The sequence below is a fragment of the Oceanobacillus alkalisoli genome, assembly GCF_022213125.1.
In the GTDB taxonomy this organism is placed as follows: Bacteria; Bacillota; Bacilli; order Bacillales; family Amphibacillaceae; genus Oceanobacillus; species Oceanobacillus alkalisoli.
This window is the reverse complement of the sequence record NZ_JAKNRA010000011.1, coordinates 28776-45120: the sequence shown is the minus strand read 5'-3', so window position 1 is coordinate 45120 and position 16345 is coordinate 28776. Positions and strand designations below refer to the sequence as shown.

At 39.8% G+C, this 16345-nt stretch carries 16 protein-coding genes and 2 pseudogenes; 13 read left to right on the top strand and 5 right to left on the bottom strand.

Features of this window, described 5'->3' with window-relative positions:
- Nucleotides 1–253: 253 nt before the first annotated feature.
- From L3V42_RS13415 to L3V42_RS13405, 3 genes and pseudogenes are all read right to left on the bottom strand, one after another.
- Nucleotides 254–1171, bottom strand: a complete 918-nt coding sequence (locus tag L3V42_RS13415; protein WP_235763038.1) for an EamA family transporter — start codon at nucleotides 1169–1171, stop codon at nucleotides 254–256.
- A 31-nt stretch (nucleotides 1172–1202) separates the two neighbouring features.
- The gene (locus L3V42_RS13410) at nucleotides 1203–1577 is read right to left on the bottom strand and encodes a hotdog fold thioesterase (RefSeq protein ID WP_235763039.1); all 375 of its coding nucleotides are present in this window, start codon (nucleotides 1575–1577) and stop codon (nucleotides 1203–1205) included.
- 171 nt (nucleotides 1578–1748) lie between these two features.
- Nucleotides 1749–2088 (bottom strand): annotated as a pseudogene (locus tag L3V42_RS13405) (winged helix-turn-helix transcriptional regulator).
- Nucleotides 2089–2216: 128 nt separating this feature from the next.
- On the opposite strand from L3V42_RS13405, the gene L3V42_RS13400 reads away from it, so the two are divergent.
- From L3V42_RS13400 to L3V42_RS13350, 12 genes and pseudogenes are all read left to right on the top strand, one after another.
- A complete protein-coding gene (locus L3V42_RS13400) occupies nucleotides 2217–2432 on the top strand; it encodes a hypothetical protein (protein WP_238472205.1) in 216 nt (71 codons plus the stop codon).
- Nucleotides 2433–2761: 329 nt separating this feature from the next.
- Nucleotides 2762–4222, top strand: coding sequence for a nicotinate phosphoribosyltransferase (locus L3V42_RS13395; protein WP_235763041.1), 1461 nt, complete (start codon nucleotides 2762–2764; stop codon nucleotides 4220–4222).
- Between the two features lie 13 nt (nucleotides 4223–4235).
- Nucleotides 4236–4778, top strand: a complete 543-nt coding sequence (locus L3V42_RS13390; protein WP_235763042.1) for a cysteine hydrolase family protein — start codon at nucleotides 4236–4238, stop codon at nucleotides 4776–4778.
- Nucleotides 4779–4968: 190 nt separating this feature from the next.
- Nucleotides 4969–5519: pseudogene (locus tag L3V42_RS13385) on the top strand (aminomethyltransferase beta-barrel domain-containing protein); the annotation flags it as partial.
- A 36-nt stretch (nucleotides 5520–5555) separates the two neighbouring features.
- Nucleotides 5556–5690 (top strand): hypothetical protein, encoded by a 135-nt coding sequence (locus tag L3V42_RS18340; protein ID WP_255771021.1) that lies wholly within the window; start codon nucleotides 5556–5558, stop codon nucleotides 5688–5690.
- 20 nt (nucleotides 5691–5710) lie between these two features.
- Nucleotides 5711–6433: a cytochrome c biogenesis CcdA family protein gene (locus L3V42_RS13380; RefSeq protein ID WP_305082625.1), complete on the top strand. Its 723-nt coding sequence runs from the start codon at nucleotides 5711–5713 to the stop codon at nucleotides 6431–6433.
- 62 nt (nucleotides 6434–6495) lie between these two features.
- Complete coding sequence (murI, locus tag L3V42_RS13375) at nucleotides 6496–7275, top strand: glutamate racemase (RefSeq protein ID WP_238472204.1); 780 nt, start codon at nucleotides 6496–6498, stop codon at nucleotides 7273–7275.
- Between the two features lie 177 nt (nucleotides 7276–7452).
- The gene (locus tag L3V42_RS13370; RefSeq protein WP_238472203.1) at nucleotides 7453–8154 is read left to right on the top strand and encodes a response regulator transcription factor; all 702 of its coding nucleotides are present in this window, start codon (nucleotides 7453–7455) and stop codon (nucleotides 8152–8154) included.
- Nucleotides 8151–9128, top strand: coding sequence for a sensor histidine kinase (locus tag L3V42_RS13365; RefSeq protein ID WP_238472202.1), 978 nt, complete (start codon nucleotides 8151–8153; stop codon nucleotides 9126–9128). Before L3V42_RS13370 ends, L3V42_RS13365 begins: the two co-directional genes overlap by 4 nt.
- 97 nt (nucleotides 9129–9225) lie before the next feature.
- Entirely contained in the window at nucleotides 9226–9996 is a 771-nt protein-coding gene (locus L3V42_RS13360) for an ABC transporter ATP-binding protein (protein WP_238472201.1), read from the top strand.
- A complete protein-coding gene (locus tag L3V42_RS13355) occupies nucleotides 9971–11875 on the top strand; it encodes an ABC transporter permease (RefSeq protein WP_238472200.1) in 1905 nt (634 codons plus the stop codon). Before L3V42_RS13360 ends, L3V42_RS13355 begins: the two co-directional genes overlap by 26 nt.
- A gap of 127 nt (nucleotides 11876–12002) precedes the next feature.
- A complete protein-coding gene (locus tag L3V42_RS13350) occupies nucleotides 12003–12995 on the top strand; it encodes an LLM class flavin-dependent oxidoreductase (protein WP_235763048.1) in 993 nt (330 codons plus the stop codon).
- Here L3V42_RS13350 and L3V42_RS13345 read toward each other — a convergent pair.
- On the bottom strand, nucleotides 12990–13379 hold the full coding sequence (locus L3V42_RS13345; RefSeq protein WP_235763049.1) for a thiol-disulfide oxidoreductase DCC family protein: 390 nt from the start codon (nucleotides 13377–13379) through the stop codon (nucleotides 12990–12992). The two genes, L3V42_RS13350 and L3V42_RS13345, sit on opposite strands and share 6 nt — an antisense overlap.
- 79 nt (nucleotides 13380–13458) lie before the next feature.
- Complete coding sequence (locus tag L3V42_RS13340; RefSeq protein WP_235763050.1) at nucleotides 13459–14454, bottom strand: LacI family DNA-binding transcriptional regulator; 996 nt, start codon at nucleotides 14452–14454, stop codon at nucleotides 13459–13461.
- Between the two features lie 834 nt (nucleotides 14455–15288).
- On the opposite strand from L3V42_RS13340, the gene L3V42_RS13335 reads away from it, so the two are divergent.
- Nucleotides 15289–16308 carry a C4-dicarboxylate TRAP transporter substrate-binding protein gene (locus L3V42_RS13335; protein ID WP_238472199.1) on the top strand — a complete coding sequence of 340 codons (1020 nt, stop codon included), beginning with the start codon at nucleotides 15289–15291 and terminating at the stop codon, nucleotides 16306–16308.
- Nucleotides 16309–16345: the final 37 nt, after the last annotated feature.

The window sequence follows — 16345 nt, the reverse complement described above, 5'->3', positions numbered from 1 at the left end:
TAGAAAAAAACCGAACAACCTAAGGCCAAATTTTCCTTAGATTGTTCGGATTTTTTTATGTTACTCTTAACATTTCCTTTTCTTTTCTGCCATATAAAATGAAATAGAGCACAGTCGAAGCTAATACTACAACACCCAAAATACCATAAAGCGAACTGTAACCTATTAAAGGTATAATGAACCCAAGCAGATAGTAAAAATTACTAAGATGCATAAAAAAGACATCCAAGTCATATTCCTGAATGTCTTTTCCTTATTCAAATGCAGCTTTCTCACTATCCGCTAAAGCCATAAAGACTATCATTGCAATCACACAAGCTGTTCCAAGCCATTGAAAGGATCCAAACGGTTCTTTCAGCCAAAACACGGTCGTTAAAACTGCGGCGAGCGGTTCAAGGCTTCCAACCAAGCTCGTTTCTTTTGGTGAGAGACTATTTAAACTCTCAATGAAAAACCAAAAGGCAATCATCGTTCCAAAAATCACGATGAACAATAAATAAAGATACCCTTCTAGTGGTAGGCTCGCAAAATCCATTTGCCATGGCGGATGAATAAAGCTCAGCGTAACACCGCCAATGACCATCGCCCAGCCGACAATAACGAGAGAATCGAAATAGGCGAGGAGTGAAGCAGCATATAAGGTGTAAAAAGCGAGAGCGACTCCAGATAGGATTCCCCAGATGACTGCTGGAGCAGGGACAGATAATCCTGATAAGGAACCATTCGTCAGCAATAAGAAACAACCGCTTAAGGAGAGGAAGACGGTGATCAAATCCATCCTTCTTAATCTCATCTGCCTTTGTATCAACAAATAGGCGATAATCATAATCGGTGCCTGATATTGCAATAGAGTGGCAACCGCTGCGTTTCCGTGGTTAATCGAAGCCATAAATGTATACTGGACCGCAAGCATACCAAAAAGTCCGAATATAAGGAGCTGGAACGTATTTCGTTTATTTTTCCAAACATCGAATACTTGTTTCTTATCCCTTGAGAGGTATTGAATCGTTAATAATAAGACCCCCGAAATAAGCAGCCGGACGGTAACAAGCCAATCTACTTCAATTTGGAAATCTTGAAAAAGCTTTTGGGAAACCGTACCACCGACTCCCCAGAGTGTTGCACCGATAATAACTAAGAGAAATCCTAGTTTCCTATTCTGTCTGTCCATCTCTTCTTCTCCATTACAATATTTTCATCCATTATTTTTTAATGACTGCAACCGTACAGCGTGATACACAGACCAGTTTGCCTGTTGCCTCGTCTGTAATGTTAATCTCCCATATATGGGTTGTTCTCCCGATATGGAGTGGTTTTCCAACCGCGACTACTTTTCCGTCACGCATACTGCGGATATGATTCGCATTAATTTCAAGTCCAACGGCTGCTTCCGTTTTCGCATCTACTAGATTCATACTTCCTACACTGGCTACGGTCTCTGCAAGCACTACTGATGCTCCGCCGTGAAGCAGTCCATAAGGCTGGCGTGTCGGTCCGTGTACAGGCATTGTCGCTGTTACTTTCTCCTTTTTCACTTCGACTATTTCTATTCCAATTGCATCGATGATTGTATTCATCTAGTCCACCCCTTGTAAGACACTTTTACATCATCTTAACGCGGATTAAACGATTAGTAAAATGGTAGGAAATGTAGATCATCATAATCAAACTTAAAACCCGGGATGAAGTGATAAAACTTCATCCCGGGTTTTTCTTTCCTTATACAGTTTGAAGCTACCATCGACTAATTACTCTTCAAAAGGCTGATTATCCAATCCCCATTGACACATTTCTTGAATGATAGGCCAGAGGGAGTGCCCTTTTTCAGTAAGGCTGTATTCCACCTTAGGGGGGATCTGCGGATACTCTTTACGGTGGATGATCCCGTCACGAATCATTTCTTTTAGCGTCGTACTAAGTGTTTTATGCGTGATCTTACCGATTCTGCGTTGGAGTTTTGTAGCGGATAACACCACTCCGAGATAAGTGATAAATAACTTGCATTTTCCACTTTCCATTAATGATGGAAAGTGTATATCCAAAAGCAGGCTCCTGGTTGTCCAAAACATGATTCTTATTTATTTCCATTCTACACTAACCTCTTAGAGAGTATGTATCAAAAAAGTACATACTATTATTATATCTATATAAACTATATAATACATTTAGATTCATGTTAAGTTATGTTGCAAAACGCGATTGGATGAACTCGCAGCATGCAAGATCAACAATATCAAGGTTATACCCTAACCTTATTGCAAAAAATCGAAGAAGCTGAGGCGATTATAGTTGGCGGAGCGGCAGGGATGTCTGCGGCAGCTGGACTGAACTGGTATGAGGCAGATGAAACCTTCCAGCAGTACTTTGGTGAATTTGCAGATAAATATGGAATTGATAGTACTATAAGACGTATTGCCGCGAGTCCGACCTGACTTATCATGAAGCGACCTACTATATTACCGCCTACCATGATTAGGATGCTGCATTAGGTTTATCTGAAATTGAAAAATCCTCAACACTCAGTGAGCGTGATGTGCTCCTATATCAGATTTTCAAAGATGCGGATGCATTCGATCGTTTCCGCTTGGGTTCTGATGGTTTAGATGTTAATTTTATCCGGACAAAAGAAGCACATGAACTTGTTGAGTTTGCAAAAGAACTCTTACAAAAAAAGTGAAGAAACAATTGGATAAACAGTTAGGGTAAAGATGGTTTATAATGGTAATGACAAAGACAGTAGTAAGCTTAGGAGGAAATTGTTATGAACAGCTATCTTGATGACAGTTTCGCCCTTCATACCGACCTGTACCAAATTAATATGGCAAAAGCTTATTGGGAAGATGATATTCATCATAAAAATGCGGTTTTTGAATTGTATTTCAGGAATCTGCCATTTGGAAATGGGTACGCGATATTTGCTGGGTTAGAACGAATCATCGATTATCTCCAGACCTTTCATTTTTCTGAAAGTGACTTGAGTTATTTAATAGAGCTAGGTTACAAGCAAGACTTCATTGATTATTTACGAACGGTACGCTTTACAGGGAATGTCCGAGCGATGAAGGAAGGAGAGGTTGCATTTGGTAATGAAGCCATTCTTCGTGTCGAAGCTCCGTTAGTCGAAGCGCAGTTAATTGAAACAGCTTTGTTAAATATTGTGAACTACCAGACCCTTATTGCAACCAAGGCTTCACGGATTAAGCAAGTTGCAAAGGACCAGCTTGTCTCCGAGTTTGGTACGAGACGTGCTCATGAATTTGATGCTGCACTATGGGGAACGAGAGCAGCTTTTATCGGCGGATTCTCCGGTACGAGTAATGTTCGAGCAGGAAAACGCTTTGGTATTCCTGTTGCCGGGACACATGCCCATTCCTATGTTCAAGCATATGAAGATGAATATATCGCATTCCACAAGTATGCAAAATCTGATAAGAATTGTGTTTTTCTAGTGGATACCTACGATACATTAAAATCAGGTGTTCCAACAGCGATTAAAGTTGCAAAAGAACTTGGTGACGATATCAATTTTGCAGGTATTCGGTTAGACAGCGGAGATCTGGCTTATCTTTCCAAGGAAGCAAGGAAAATGTTAGATGAAGCAGGATTTGTTGATACGAAAATCATCGCTTCAAATGATCTTGATGAATATACCATTATGAATTTAAACGCCCAAGGAGCGAAAATTGATGCGTGGGGAATTGGCACGAAAGCAATTACTGCTTTCGATCAACCAGCTCTAGGCGCTGTGTATAAGATGGTATCCATGGAAGATGAGAGTGGAAAGATGACAGATCGAATCAAAATTTCTTCAAGTCCTGAAAAAGTTACAACACCAGGTTTGAAAAAGGTATACCGCATTATTAACAAACTGACGAATAAATCAGAAGGGGATTATATCGCCCTTGATTTTGAACAACCTGAAAAAGAATCTAAACTTCATATGTTCCATCCCGTGCATACGTACATCGGAACGTTTGTCACCAATTTCATTGCGCAGGATTTGCATGAGGAAATCTTTACGGACGGTAAGCTTGTGTATGAAAATCCGTCAATCGAAGAGATTCAATCTTACGCTGAGGAGCGATTGGATCTTTTATGGGAGGAATACAAGCGTTCTTTAAACCCGGCTGAATACCCGGTTGATTTAAGTCAGGCGTGTTGGGATAATAAGATGAGAAATATCGAAGAGGCGAAAAAACACAGTTTGAAAAATATTAGGTAGGAGTGGGTTTAAAGTGGTAAAAGAAGCGTTATTAATTGTTGATATGAGTAATGATTTTGTAGCAGATGACGGACCGTTGACTGTCGGAAAACCAGCACAGAAAATTGTTCCATACATCAAGGAATTAGCAACGGAATTTTTAGAAGCAGGAAAGATGGTTGTTGTATCCATGGATGCCCATCAACCAAATGACCCTCACTTTGAATTATGGCCGCCTCATAATATTGTGGATACGGAAGGCCAACAACTGTACGGAGAATTAAATGACTGGTACCAAGCGAATAAGGATAATGAAAATCTAATTTATTCACCAAAGACAAACTATAACGCATTCTTTAAAACAGGTCTTGCCGAAATTTTCAGGAATGCGGGGGTGGAAAAGGTTCATACCGTTGGAGTGACGACCGATATTTGTGACTTTTTAACCGTTTCAGGAGCGGATGCAGAAGGTTTCAAAACAGCTATTCACAAACGTGGCGTAGCGACATTTACGGATTTAGGAGAAACAATGATAAACCATATGGTACGTTGTTTCCATACAGATGTTATTGAATAATCATGAAACAGAGTAAGGTTGGTGAAAATGATGATTGAATTGTTGCCAAGGATTAATGAATTAGCGAAAAAAGTGCGGGAAGCCGGATAGACAAAAGCCGAAAAGGTCGAACAACTAGCACTTCGAGAAGATTATTTACGTGCCATCCGCGGTCAAGTGCTTCATACCTTTTCTAGCGAAGACGTGATTCGCGTCTGCATCTAAAAAAGACAGTACAGGCATTTGCTTCATCGGTGAACGCGACTTCAAGGAGTTCCTAAGCAGTTACCTGCCGGCTCAAAAAGGAACGATTGAAACATTTGATGGTCAGGTTGTCGGAGAACATGATGGCTTAATGTATTATACAATCGGGCAAAGACGGAGACTTGCAATCGGTGGAGATGCGAACCTTGGTTTGTAATTGGAAAAGACATGGATAGGAATGTTCTATATGTCGGCCAAGGATCAGATCATGAATTGCTTTACTCGGATAGCATTATAGCCGATCATGTCAGCTGGATTTCAAGCAGTGATATTCCGGATAAATTTGAATGTACAGCTAAATTCCGCTATCGTCAGCAAGATAATAAAGTAACAGTAGAAAGATTGGATGATTCAAAGGTTAAAGTCATTTTCCATGAGCCAATTCGTGCGATAGCCCCGGGACAAGCAGTTGTTTTCTATCAAGGAGAAGAATGCCTTGGTGGGGGAACAATCAATCAAGTGTATCGTGATAACAAACACTTATCCTATGTAGGATAAGGATTAGCGAAGACATTTGTGAAGGGGAAGATTGACATGTGTGCACCTGAGACGATAAAGACGCTTTCTGAAGAAGAAAGAAATCAAATAAAGTCGCTGCTTATGAATTATTCTAAAGAAGAACTTGCATTGGCACTATATCAATTAAATCAATGTAAAGAAATGAAATAGAAAAGCAAAGGAGATGGAGCATGCTGACGGAAGTTTCTATTATTCTAGCATTTGGAGCAGGTGTATTATCCTTTGTGTCACCCTGTGTATTTCCGCTCTATCCAGCATTTTTATCCTATATTACTGGATTAAGTGTGTCAGATGTACAAAGCGGTAAAGTGGGAAGACAACGTAAAGCGTTATTTCATACCTTATTCTTTTTATTAGGGTTTTCAATCATTTATCTTGTACTCGGACTAGGATCGACTGGAAGCGCCACTTTAATCGAGACGTGGTATATGCAATACGGAGATATCATACGTCAAGTCGGTGCGATCTTCATCGTATTTTTTGGTCTAGTAACGATTGGGATATTTAACCCGACTCTTTTGATGAAAGACCATAAACTGAACGTGAAAAACAAGCCCTCTGGTTATCTAGGCACCGTGTTGATTGGCTTAACCTTTGCACTGGGCTGGACTCCTTGTATGGGACCGATATTAGCAGCTACGTTAGCACTTGTGGGTGCGAATCCGTCTCAAGGCATTTGGTATATGGGGGCTTATATTTTAGGCTTTAGTATTCCGTTTCTGTTAATGGCATTCTTTATTGCGAAGTTTACGTGGATTAAAAAATATAGTGGTGCCTTCATGAAAGTCGGCGGGAGCATCATGATCGTGATGGGAATTATATTGTTTTTTGATATGTTCACCATTTTTAATTCCCTCTTCACACCAATCTTTGGGGACTTCCGAGGCTTCTAGTCTTATGAGGCAAGAGAGCTATTTTTGATTCGGGCGTGCAATAGAGAGAAAGAGTGAAAACAGTGAGAATAGGCATATTGGATTCTGGAGTAGGCGGGTTGACCGTTCTTCATCAAATATTGAAATGGTTACCGAAAGAAGATTATATTTATTACGCAGATACCTCAAACGCTCCATACGGTGAAAAATCAAAAGAAGAGGTAAAGGAATATATTTTTAATGCTGTTGATTTTATGGTTGGACAAGGAATTAAAGCGCTGGTGATTGCTTGTAACACGGCAACAAGTATTGCAGTCGACGACCTTCGTGAAAAGTACGATATCCCTATATTAGGGATTGAACCAGCCGTTAAGCCCGCTGTCCAAAGATGTGAGGGAAAGCGAAAAAAAGTATTAGTACTCGCAACGAATTTAACGCTTAAAGAGGAAAAGTATCATAACTTAGTAGAGCGAATCGATCATCAGGATATTGTGGAGAGTCTACCTCTTCCCAAGCTCGTCGAATTTGCGGAGCGCTTCAAATTCCGGGAAGAGAAAGTGGTACCATACTTAAAAGAAGAGCTTGCTTCGTTTGATTTAAAACAGATTGGGACAGTCGTGCTTGGGTGTACCCATTTCCCTTTTTTTCAAAAGAATATGAGGAGCATATTTCCTGAAGAAGTCGATATTATTTCTGGAAGTATTGGTACGGCGAAAAACGTGAAACGAATTCTCGAAGCAAGGAATCAGATGAGCAGTGGAACAGGAGATATATTATATTTTAGTTCCGGTGTTAAAATTGAAGATAAAGAAACATTATCTAATTATAAGAATCTGTTGGTCATGCTAGACAAGATAGAATAGCGTACAAGTTTAAGAAAGTGATGGCATCTCTACAAAAAGGCAGTGAATAATGACACTGCCTTTTTGTGTTGCTTGGATACTCCCTCGCCTCTATCTTTGAGAAAGTGTCTTTTTCCTATTTTGCAAACATGCGTTATACTGGAGATAATCAAAATCGGATGAAAAGGAAGATTGCCAATGGCGAAAATCTTAATTATCGAGGACGACCCGAAGATTGCCACCCTTCTGCAGAGCCATTTGCAAAAATATGGCTATGACGCAGTAATTGCAGAGCAATTTGATGCAATAACGGAAGAGTTCCAACAAATTCAGCCAGATCTTCTATTATTGGATATTAATTTACCTAGCTTTGATGGTTTCTACTGGTGCAGACAGATTAGACAAATCTCCACTTGTCCGATCATATTCATTTCCGCTCGTTCAGGGGAGATGGATCAAGTCATGGCACTGGAAAATGGTGGAGATGATTATATTACGAAACCATTCGCCTACGAAGTCGTCGTTGCGAAAATTAAGAGCAACTTACGGAGAGCCTACGGGGAATATGCACCAAAAGTGGAAGAACGAACAATTGAGCTGGAAGGATTAACTCTTTACGTGGAACGGCTGGAATTAGTGAAGAGTGGAGAAGTAATTACGCTCACCAAGAAAGAAGCTGTGCTGCTTGAGGTGCTGATGAGTCGTTCTCCAAGAGTCGTATCAAGGGATTTACTTCTTGAAAAGCTGTGGGATGACCAAGCCTTTGTTGATGAAAACACACTGAACGTGAATGTTACCCGTGTCCGAAAAAGATTGCAGGAGTTAGGAATTCAAGGTGCAATAGAAACGATCCGGGGTGCAGGCTACCGGCTCATCGTGAATTGGGAGCGGGGTTCATGATAAAACTATTTTTTCGTGACCAGTTTCCGCTCATTCTAATTAATGTTATTCAACTAGCAGTTATCGTGACTGTGCTTTGGTTAAGCGACTTTCGTGAAGTATCCTTAATCTTTTATATTTTATTTTTAGGCATCTTTTTCTTAACAGGCTATTTAGTATATCGTTACATCACATTACGGAAATTCTATCAAGTCTTGACAAGTCCTATCGCCCGGCTGGAGGAAGTGTTTGACACGTTCGACGCTGCACCACTTTCTGCTGCCTTAAGCAATCTCTTAAAAGCACAGCATCGTTTATATATCGAGGAAATAGCCGTTGCAAACAGTAAGAAAAATGAGCATATGACATTCATTAACCAATGGGTGCATCAGATGAAGACGCCATTATCCGTCATTGAGTTAATTATTCAGGATTATGATGATGAGCAGATCCATAGTATCCGTGAAGAAACAGATAAGCTTGAAAAGGGACTGGAAATGGTATTATATGCTGCACGCCTAGAAGTGTTTGCACAAGACTTTCATGTGAAGCCCGTTCCGTTAAAACAGGCAGTCGAACAAGTGATTCGTGATAATAAACGCTTATTCATTAAGAACAGAGTTTACCCAGAGCTTAATCTTTCAGAAGTTACCGTGGAATCAGATGGAAAATGGTTAGCTTTTGTTATTAATCAAATCATGACAAACGCTGTAAAATACTCAGCAGGCAAATCCGATAAGATTTATATATCCGAAGCTAGAACGAAAGCAGGTGTCCAATTACTGATCGAAGACGAGGGAGTCGGTATTCCCAAGTCAGATATCAAACGGGTGTTTGACCCATTTTTTACGGGAGAAAATGGAAGGGTTTATCGGGAATCGACCGGGATGGGGCTTTCGCTCGTTCGGGATATATGTGACAAACTGGGCCACACGGTTGAAATCGAATCCACGCATGGAAAAGGGACATTACTCAAATTAATATTCGATAAATAAGGAACCTTACAGAAATGTAAGCTAATTGAAAGCTATACCGATGTTTAAAATTCCTCTTTTCTTTTACACTAGCTGTAGAAGGAAAGGGGTTTTTAACATGGATATTTTAAAAACGGAAAAGTTAAGTAAGATATATGATGGAAAAGTTACGCATAAGGCGCTTGAAGATATTGATTTAGTTATTGAAGAAGGAGAGTTTGTTGGAATCATGGGTCCTTCCGGAAGCGGGAAGTCGACATTGCTCAATATGGTTGCAACAATTGATCAGCCGACTTCAGGGTCGATACTTATTAATGGCAAGAACCTGCTAGAGATGAAGCATAATGAAATGGCAGAGTTCCGCCGCCGGGAATTGGGTTTTGTGTTTCAGGACTTTAATTTGCTGTCGACATTGACCGTGGAGGAAAATATTGTCCTGCCGCTTACACTTGAGGGAACAAAGGTCAAGGAAATGGAAAAGCGTGTCGCAGCAGTTGCTGACAAGCTCGGCATCTCGGAAATTTTACAAAACCGTACCTACGAAATATCCGGCGGACAGGCACAACGGACGGCAATTGCCCGGGCAATTATCCACCGGCCGAAAATGGTGCTCGCGGACGAGCCAACAGGTAACCTTGATTCGAAAGCGTCTCGGACGGTAATGGAAATGCTTGAGCAGATTAATCGAGAGGACCGGACAACAATGATGATGGTGACCCATGATCCGATTGCTGCAAGTTTCACGGAGCGGATTGTCTTTATTAAGGACGGGAAGTTATATAACGAAATTCAGCGCGGGGATAATCGTCAAGCTTTCTTCCAAAAAATAATTGACGTGTTATCGCTGTTGGGAGGGGATGCAAGTGACCTTTCGTCAATTCGCGTTTAATAATGTCTTACGAAATAAACGGATCTATGCTGCATATTTCCTTAGTAGCTTATTCTCGGTAATGGTTTTCTTTGTCTATGGAATCTTTGCCTTTCATCCGGCATTAAAAGAAGTACATCCGAGCGTTACGGTAGGTCTGCACTTTGCTGAAGGAATTATTTATGTTTTCTCCTTTATTTTTGTGCTCGTATCGATGAGTGCCTTTCTCCACTCACGGAAGAAGGAGTTCGGCTTAATGGTCATGCTCGGAATGACGAACAAGCAATTGCGTAAGATGGTCTTTTTAGAAAATGTGTTGATCGGTTCCATTGCGACCATTTCCGGTGTGGGGATCGGGCTTGTGTTTGCGAAGATTATCTTGATGACGGCAGAATCGGTCCTGGAATTAAAAGAATCCTTACCGTTTTATATGCCATGGGAAGCGATCATTCTTACTTGTGGTGCATTTTTACTTCTATTTGTTGTGATTTCCTTTTTTACAGTGTTCATCTTAAAAGGGAATAAATTAATTGATTTAATCAAAGGAAGTGCTGTCCCCAAGAAGGAACCGAAAGCTTCTGTTGTGCTCTCGTTATTAGCTGCTGTGTTACTTGCGGTTGGCTATGGTGTCGCTTTAACGGTGAAAGGGGATAAAGTGGTCTTCGCCATGATTCCTGTAACAGTTATCGTCATTATTGGGACCTATTTCCTTTTTACCCAATTAAGTGTCTTTATCATCAATCGGTTGAAAAAACGAAAAGGACTGTTTTGGAAAAAGACGAATCTCGTATTGTTTTCCGATTTGGCACACCGGATGAAGGATAATGCGCGAACCTTCTTCTTTGTTGCGATTGTATCGACGGTTGCGTTTACGGCGATAGGTACGCTTGTCGGTTTCCGGTTTATGCTTACGAATAGCTTAGCGGAAGAGCGTCCATTTGCAATTGAATATTCCTCCAGTTTTGAGAACGAGCAAGAAGGAGAGCATATCCAACTTATTGAAGAGAAATTAGATGGTCTTTCGTATCAAAAATTACCTGTTCATATTAAAAATGTTTCGATACCGAGCCTGGCCACTGAATATGTTCCGCTCACAGGTGTTATTTCGGAATCGGAATTCAATGCAATTGCAGAAGCAGGCGGACGGAGCGAGGAGCAGGTTGCGTTAGATGGGCAGGAGGCGGCTTACCTTTATTATCATAGTACGATGATGGAGGCGGAGGATATAGAAGAGGTACGCACGATTGACTTTGCTGGTAAGGAAATTAATCAGAAAACGGCATTTGGTTCGGTTCTGATGCGTACGTTTGACGATTATTTAATTGTCGACGATGCGTTTTACGATGCAATCATGGACTTTGAGCAGGAAACCTTCTATGTTTTCCAGGTAGATGACTGGAAGGCAACAGCGGATATGGGAGAACAGCTCCTGGAAGACTTAGGCGTAAGTGACACGAATGGATACGGGGAGCACTTTACCTTTAGTAATCTCGGTTATGATTGGTATGTTATCAATCAATCATTTGGTACGGTTTTGTTTATCGGATTGTTTATTGGTGTAGTATTTTTCGTAGCAGCAGGTAGCTTCTTGTACTTCCGCTTGTATGCCGATATAGAAAATGAACAGCAGAAGTTCGCGATGATTAGCAAAATCGGACTGACCGATAAGGAGTTATCCAAGGTACTAACAACACAGCTGGCATTACTGTTTTTTATCCCTATCATCACTGCGGTCATTCACGGGGCTGTTGCGTTAACCGCACTTAAAAACATGTTTAACTATAGTATGCTGGAAAGTTCCGTTCTTGTACTTGGAAGCTTTACTCTTATTCAAATCATTTACTTTATTTTCATCCGGCATAATTATATACGGAGAATAAAGAGTTATATTACGAATTAATAGAGCAATCCTAAAGTGGTCCTTGCGGCTGCTTTAGGATTTTTTAATGTAGGCATATGAATGGCATTGAAAAAGTGATGTATTATACTAGGTTATAGACTAGAAATATTGGAAAGGGATCGATTGAATGAAGTTAAGTATACTGGATCAGGCTCCAATTACTAAAGGAAACCGAGCACCTGATGCCTTAAAGAAAGCGGAAGAATTGGCTGTTTTAGGGGATGAGTTAGGGTACCACCGCATGTGGATGGCTGAACACCATAATACGGACACGCTCGCAAGCTCCGCACCGGAAATCACTGCAGCCCACTTAGCTGCAAAAACGAAGAATATCCGAATCGGAACTGGTGGGATCATGATGATGCATTATTCCCCATTGAAGATGGCCGAAGTGTTTAAAACATTAAGTGCTTTTTCCCCAGGGAGAATTGACTTCGGAGTAGGAAGAGCTCCGGGCGGTGATAATTATTCCATTTACGCGTTGTCGGAAGGAAGGCAGCCGATGGTCCATAATATGTATGAGAAATTAGAAACCGCACTTCAGCTCATCAACGACGAGATGCCGGACGATCCGTTATATCACCGGATGATTGCTTCACCTTATCAGGTCACTTTGCCGGAAGCATGGTTGCTCGGTTCAACGGGTGACAGTGCAACACAAGCAGGGCGCAATGGTATGGGATATTCTTACGCTCAGTTTTTCACCGGAGAGATGGAAAAAGAAGTATTTGATATCTATAAGAATAGCTTTGAACCTTCCAGTTTCATGGATAAACCCGAAATTAATGTTTGCTATATGGTAACGACTGCGGAAATGAGGGAAGAAGCGGAGTTTGAAGCGAAACCGCAGGATATTTGGCGTCTGCTCTTCATGAAAGGGAAAAACATGCAAGTTTTGACACCAGAAGAGGCAAAGGATTTTCCATTAACAGAAGTGGACAAGATGAAAATTCAGGATAATCGTAAATTGCACCTTGTCGGTAGTGCAAAGGAAGTGGCGGCAACGTTAAGGGAGCAGCAGGAGCAATATGGTTTTGATGAAGCGATGATTGTGAGTATCCCGCATTCACAAGAGAAGCGGTTGGATGTGTATCGGTTGTTGGCGAAAGAGCTGTTATAAAAATCTTTTTCTCACATCAGGAGAAGGGATTGTGCAGATTACCTTTTTCCCAAACCATTTATATCTGTTTCGCGCGACAAAATCATAAAACAAGTCTCGAACGGGATGTGGCACAAAGATGAAGGCGTAAGCTAATTTCCATATCCCAGATAACTCCTTGGCAATCCGTAGTGCAGCACTGGATTTGATGTGGGCTCTCCCGTCTGTAATAAGCACCATGCTGTCGATATTCCCAGAGAGTTCGTATGCAGCTAAAAGTTGTTTTCCTATATCACTTTGGAGGGAAGCGAATGAGAAAACAGCTTTTGGATCTCTTTTTATAATAAACTGGACGCTTGCATCACAAAAGTTGCATTCCCCATCAAATAGAATGATGTTATTCATACCCATTCCCTCCAGTCTTAATCAATAATTTTAAAACTCTATGAATTATCTACATGTGATTGGGTAATACGTTAAGTAGTCAACTTGGTGTTCCGCAGGATTCTCTTTCAACAAGCACAGGGCTCATCTTTTTATTAAATTGTTTTGGATTTGATATTACATTATTCTCCACGAACTTAATCATAGAATGTACAATTTCAGTTGCTAGTTGGTCAATAGAAACTCCTATGCAGGTTAAAGGGACTTCTGTATTTTCCATTTCAGGGATATTATCGTAGCTGATTACTGAAATATCTTTAGGGATGCTTAATTTTTTTTCTGAGATGGCTCGGATAATCCCGGAGCTTAAATCATAACTTCCACCAACTATAGCAGTAGGTCGGTCGTGCAGATTTAATAATTTACTTGTAGCTGTATATCCGTCATAAAAGTTAAATCCTTCTGTATCAATTATATACTCATCTTTTATGGAAAGACCATGGAGTTGCATCGCTTTACGGAAGCTTCTATTTTTTTCAATTTGCATCGGATCAGGTGATGAAAGATTGCTAATATATGCTATCTTCGTGTGTCCTAAACCGAATAAGTATTTCACTGCCTTATTCATGGCTTCTTCATAATTCGGATCGATAGTCGGGTAATTTTTTCTAGCGTCATTTATTACCCCATATGATAATATTGGCAATGATTCGGTTTCGATTGGATTACTGATGTTTTCTTCAAATAATATAATGCCATCAACCTGGAAACGTTTGAAAGTTTCAATTGATGTTTCAACAGGATCAACGGAAAGTACCATCGAGTAGTCAGTATTTCTTATTTCATTGCTTATTTTAGTTACTAATGTGGATAAAACAATTCTATCAATCGTCGGCCAGATCAAACCAATAACCATTGTTTGATTCGATACCAGGCTTCGAGCCGCAAAGTTTGGTTTATACCCCATTTCTTGTGAAAGTTTGATAATTTTCCTTTTAGTTTTCTCCTGAACAAGGGGACTGTTATTCAATGCTTTCGAAACGGTGGAATAGCTTACTCCAGCAACAGCTGCAATATCTTTAATAGTAACCTTCATATTTGTTCACCTGCTTCTAAAATATTATTAAATGAATGAATTTCCTCATTACCAAAGTCGGCTTTTCCATCACCATATGTAGTTGGGAACGAACCAACTACTTATGGTGATGATGAAGCATTAAATATGTATTATGAAATTCATTAAAATAAATGTTTTTTCCGATGGGTGCTACACAATTTAGTAAAAGGATAATTAAAGTTATAGCACATTGTTATTAATTCCATTTAAAATAAAGATATAATTCATTTAGATAACCTATCTCTGTATTCAAAAAAATGCCAAACGAATAATGTTTGCATTTTCTTAGAAACTAGTATACCATAAAATTAACAACGTTGTTAATTGATTTGAAAACGCTATATTCTATATAATTTAAAGTTGTACTTACTTAATTAACTAGATTGATTTTCTATACATTTTATTCCGCTTTCACTAAAATAACAACGTTGTTATTTGATGAAAGCGTGAAGACGCTTTATATAAATCATTGTTAAGCGTAAGTGCTACTATCTTTTCCTGAATGATGAAAACGGTATATTGATTAATTATTCGGGTTATTAGGGCTAACTGACGTGTAGATATAGGAGGATAAGCAACTCAATAAACTAGTAATTTTCTATAACAAAGGGGAAAGTAAGTGTTTAATAAGTTTAGGTAAAAATCTTCGAGTTTGAATGAATTTCATAATCACCAAAGTCGGCTATTCCATCACCATATGTAGTTGGGAACGAACAAACTCAACTACATATGGTGATGGTGAAGCATTAAATACGTATTATGAAATTCATTAGTTTATCAAAATAATGATATTTATCTGAGGGGGAAGCCATCATGCATTCAATAAAAAGAGGTATATTATTTTGTTTATTAGCAGCCTGTTCCCTGTTGATAGCGGGATGTGGAGAGAATATTAGTTCAGCAAGCAGCAAGGACGGGGAAGAGCCAATCGTAATTAATATTGCACATGGGAATAATCCAAATGAACCAATAGCACTTATGGCGGAAAAATGGAAAGAATTAGCCGCTGAAAAAAGTGATGGCATGTTGGAGTTGAATATTTATCCGAGTTCACAATTAGGTTCTGAGAAAGATGTTGTGGAGCAAGCAATCATGGGGAATAATGTTGTTATTTTTACGGGTTATGACTTTCTGATGGATTATGTTCCGGATGCAGGAATTTTAACAGCACCATATTTAACAGATGATTTTGATGAGCTTATTAACTTAACAACTACAGATTGGTTCGCTGATTTAGAAAATCAATTAAACGAGGAAAACATTGAAATTATTAACACGACTACGATATATGGGGAGCGTCATTTAATGACTGTTCGCCCGGTGAATACTCCAGAGGATTTAAAGGGTAAAAAAATTCGTGTTCCAAACAATAGTATGTATATAAATACGTTCGAAGCACTTGGTGCATCACCAACGCCTATGCCTTTATCAGACACCTATACGGGGTTGCAGCAAGGACTGATTGATGGTGCAGAAAATCCATTGCCTGTATTAGCCGGTTCAAAAACAAATGAGGTCGCAAAATACTTGACATTGACAGGGCACACGAAAATATTGAGTCCGTGGATTGCAGGTACAGAGTTCATGAATACGCTACCAGAAGAAACGGTGGACATTTTAAAAGAAACAGGAATTGAAGCGGCAGAGTATGGCAGAGAAGTTCTGGGAGAATTGAATGAACAAGTGTTAGAAGATTTTGTAGATCAAGGTGTTGAAATTCATGAAGTAGATCTTGAGCCGTTCAGGGAGAAAGCTGAAGCAGTTTATACATCCTTCCCAGGTTGGTCAGATGGCTTATATGAAACAGTCAAGTCGTTGTTAGAAGAGAATTAATAACATCAATGTTCGTACGCAACTGATAAGGGGGTTT

What these genes read in the sequence shown, in the direction of transcription:
- L3V42_RS13345 (WP_235763049.1), bottom strand. Translation starts at nt 13,379, where the DNA reads ATGAATAACATCATTCTATTTGATGGGGAATGCAACTTTTGTGATGCA.
- L3V42_RS13370 (WP_238472203.1), top strand. Translation starts at nt 7,453, where the DNA reads ATGGCGAAAATCTTAATTATCGAGGACGACCCGAAGATTGCCACCCTT.
- L3V42_RS13415 (WP_235763038.1), bottom strand. Translation starts at nt 1,171, where the DNA reads ATGGACAGACAGAATAGGAAACTAGGATTTCTCTTAGTTATTATCGGT.
- L3V42_RS13395 (WP_235763041.1), top strand. Translation starts at nt 2,762, where the DNA reads ATGAACAGCTATCTTGATGACAGTTTCGCCCTTCATACCGACCTGTAC.
- L3V42_RS13350 (WP_235763048.1), top strand. Translation starts at nt 12,003, where the DNA reads ATGAAGTTAAGTATACTGGATCAGGCTCCAATTACTAAAGGAAACCGA.
- L3V42_RS13360 (WP_238472201.1), top strand. Translation starts at nt 9,226, where the DNA reads ATGGATATTTTAAAAACGGAAAAGTTAAGTAAGATATATGATGGAAAA.
- L3V42_RS13380 (WP_305082625.1), top strand. Translation starts at nt 5,711, where the DNA reads ATGCTGACGGAAGTTTCTATTATTCTAGCATTTGGAGCAGGTGTATTA.
- L3V42_RS13400 (WP_238472205.1), top strand. Translation starts at nt 2,217, where the DNA reads ATGCAAGATCAACAATATCAAGGTTATACCCTAACCTTATTGCAAAAA.
- L3V42_RS13410 (WP_235763039.1), bottom strand. Translation starts at nt 1,577, where the DNA reads ATGAATACAATCATCGATGCAATTGGAATAGAAATAGTCGAAGTGAAA.
- L3V42_RS18340 (WP_255771021.1), top strand. Translation starts at nt 5,556, where the DNA reads ATGTGTGCACCTGAGACGATAAAGACGCTTTCTGAAGAAGAAAGAAAT.
- L3V42_RS13335 (WP_238472199.1), top strand. Translation starts at nt 15,289, where the DNA reads ATGCATTCAATAAAAAGAGGTATATTATTTTGTTTATTAGCAGCCTGT.
- L3V42_RS13340 (WP_235763050.1), bottom strand. Translation starts at nt 14,454, where the DNA reads ATGAAGGTTACTATTAAAGATATTGCAGCTGTTGCTGGAGTAAGCTAT.
- L3V42_RS13365 (WP_238472202.1), top strand. Translation starts at nt 8,151, where the DNA reads ATGATAAAACTATTTTTTCGTGACCAGTTTCCGCTCATTCTAATTAAT.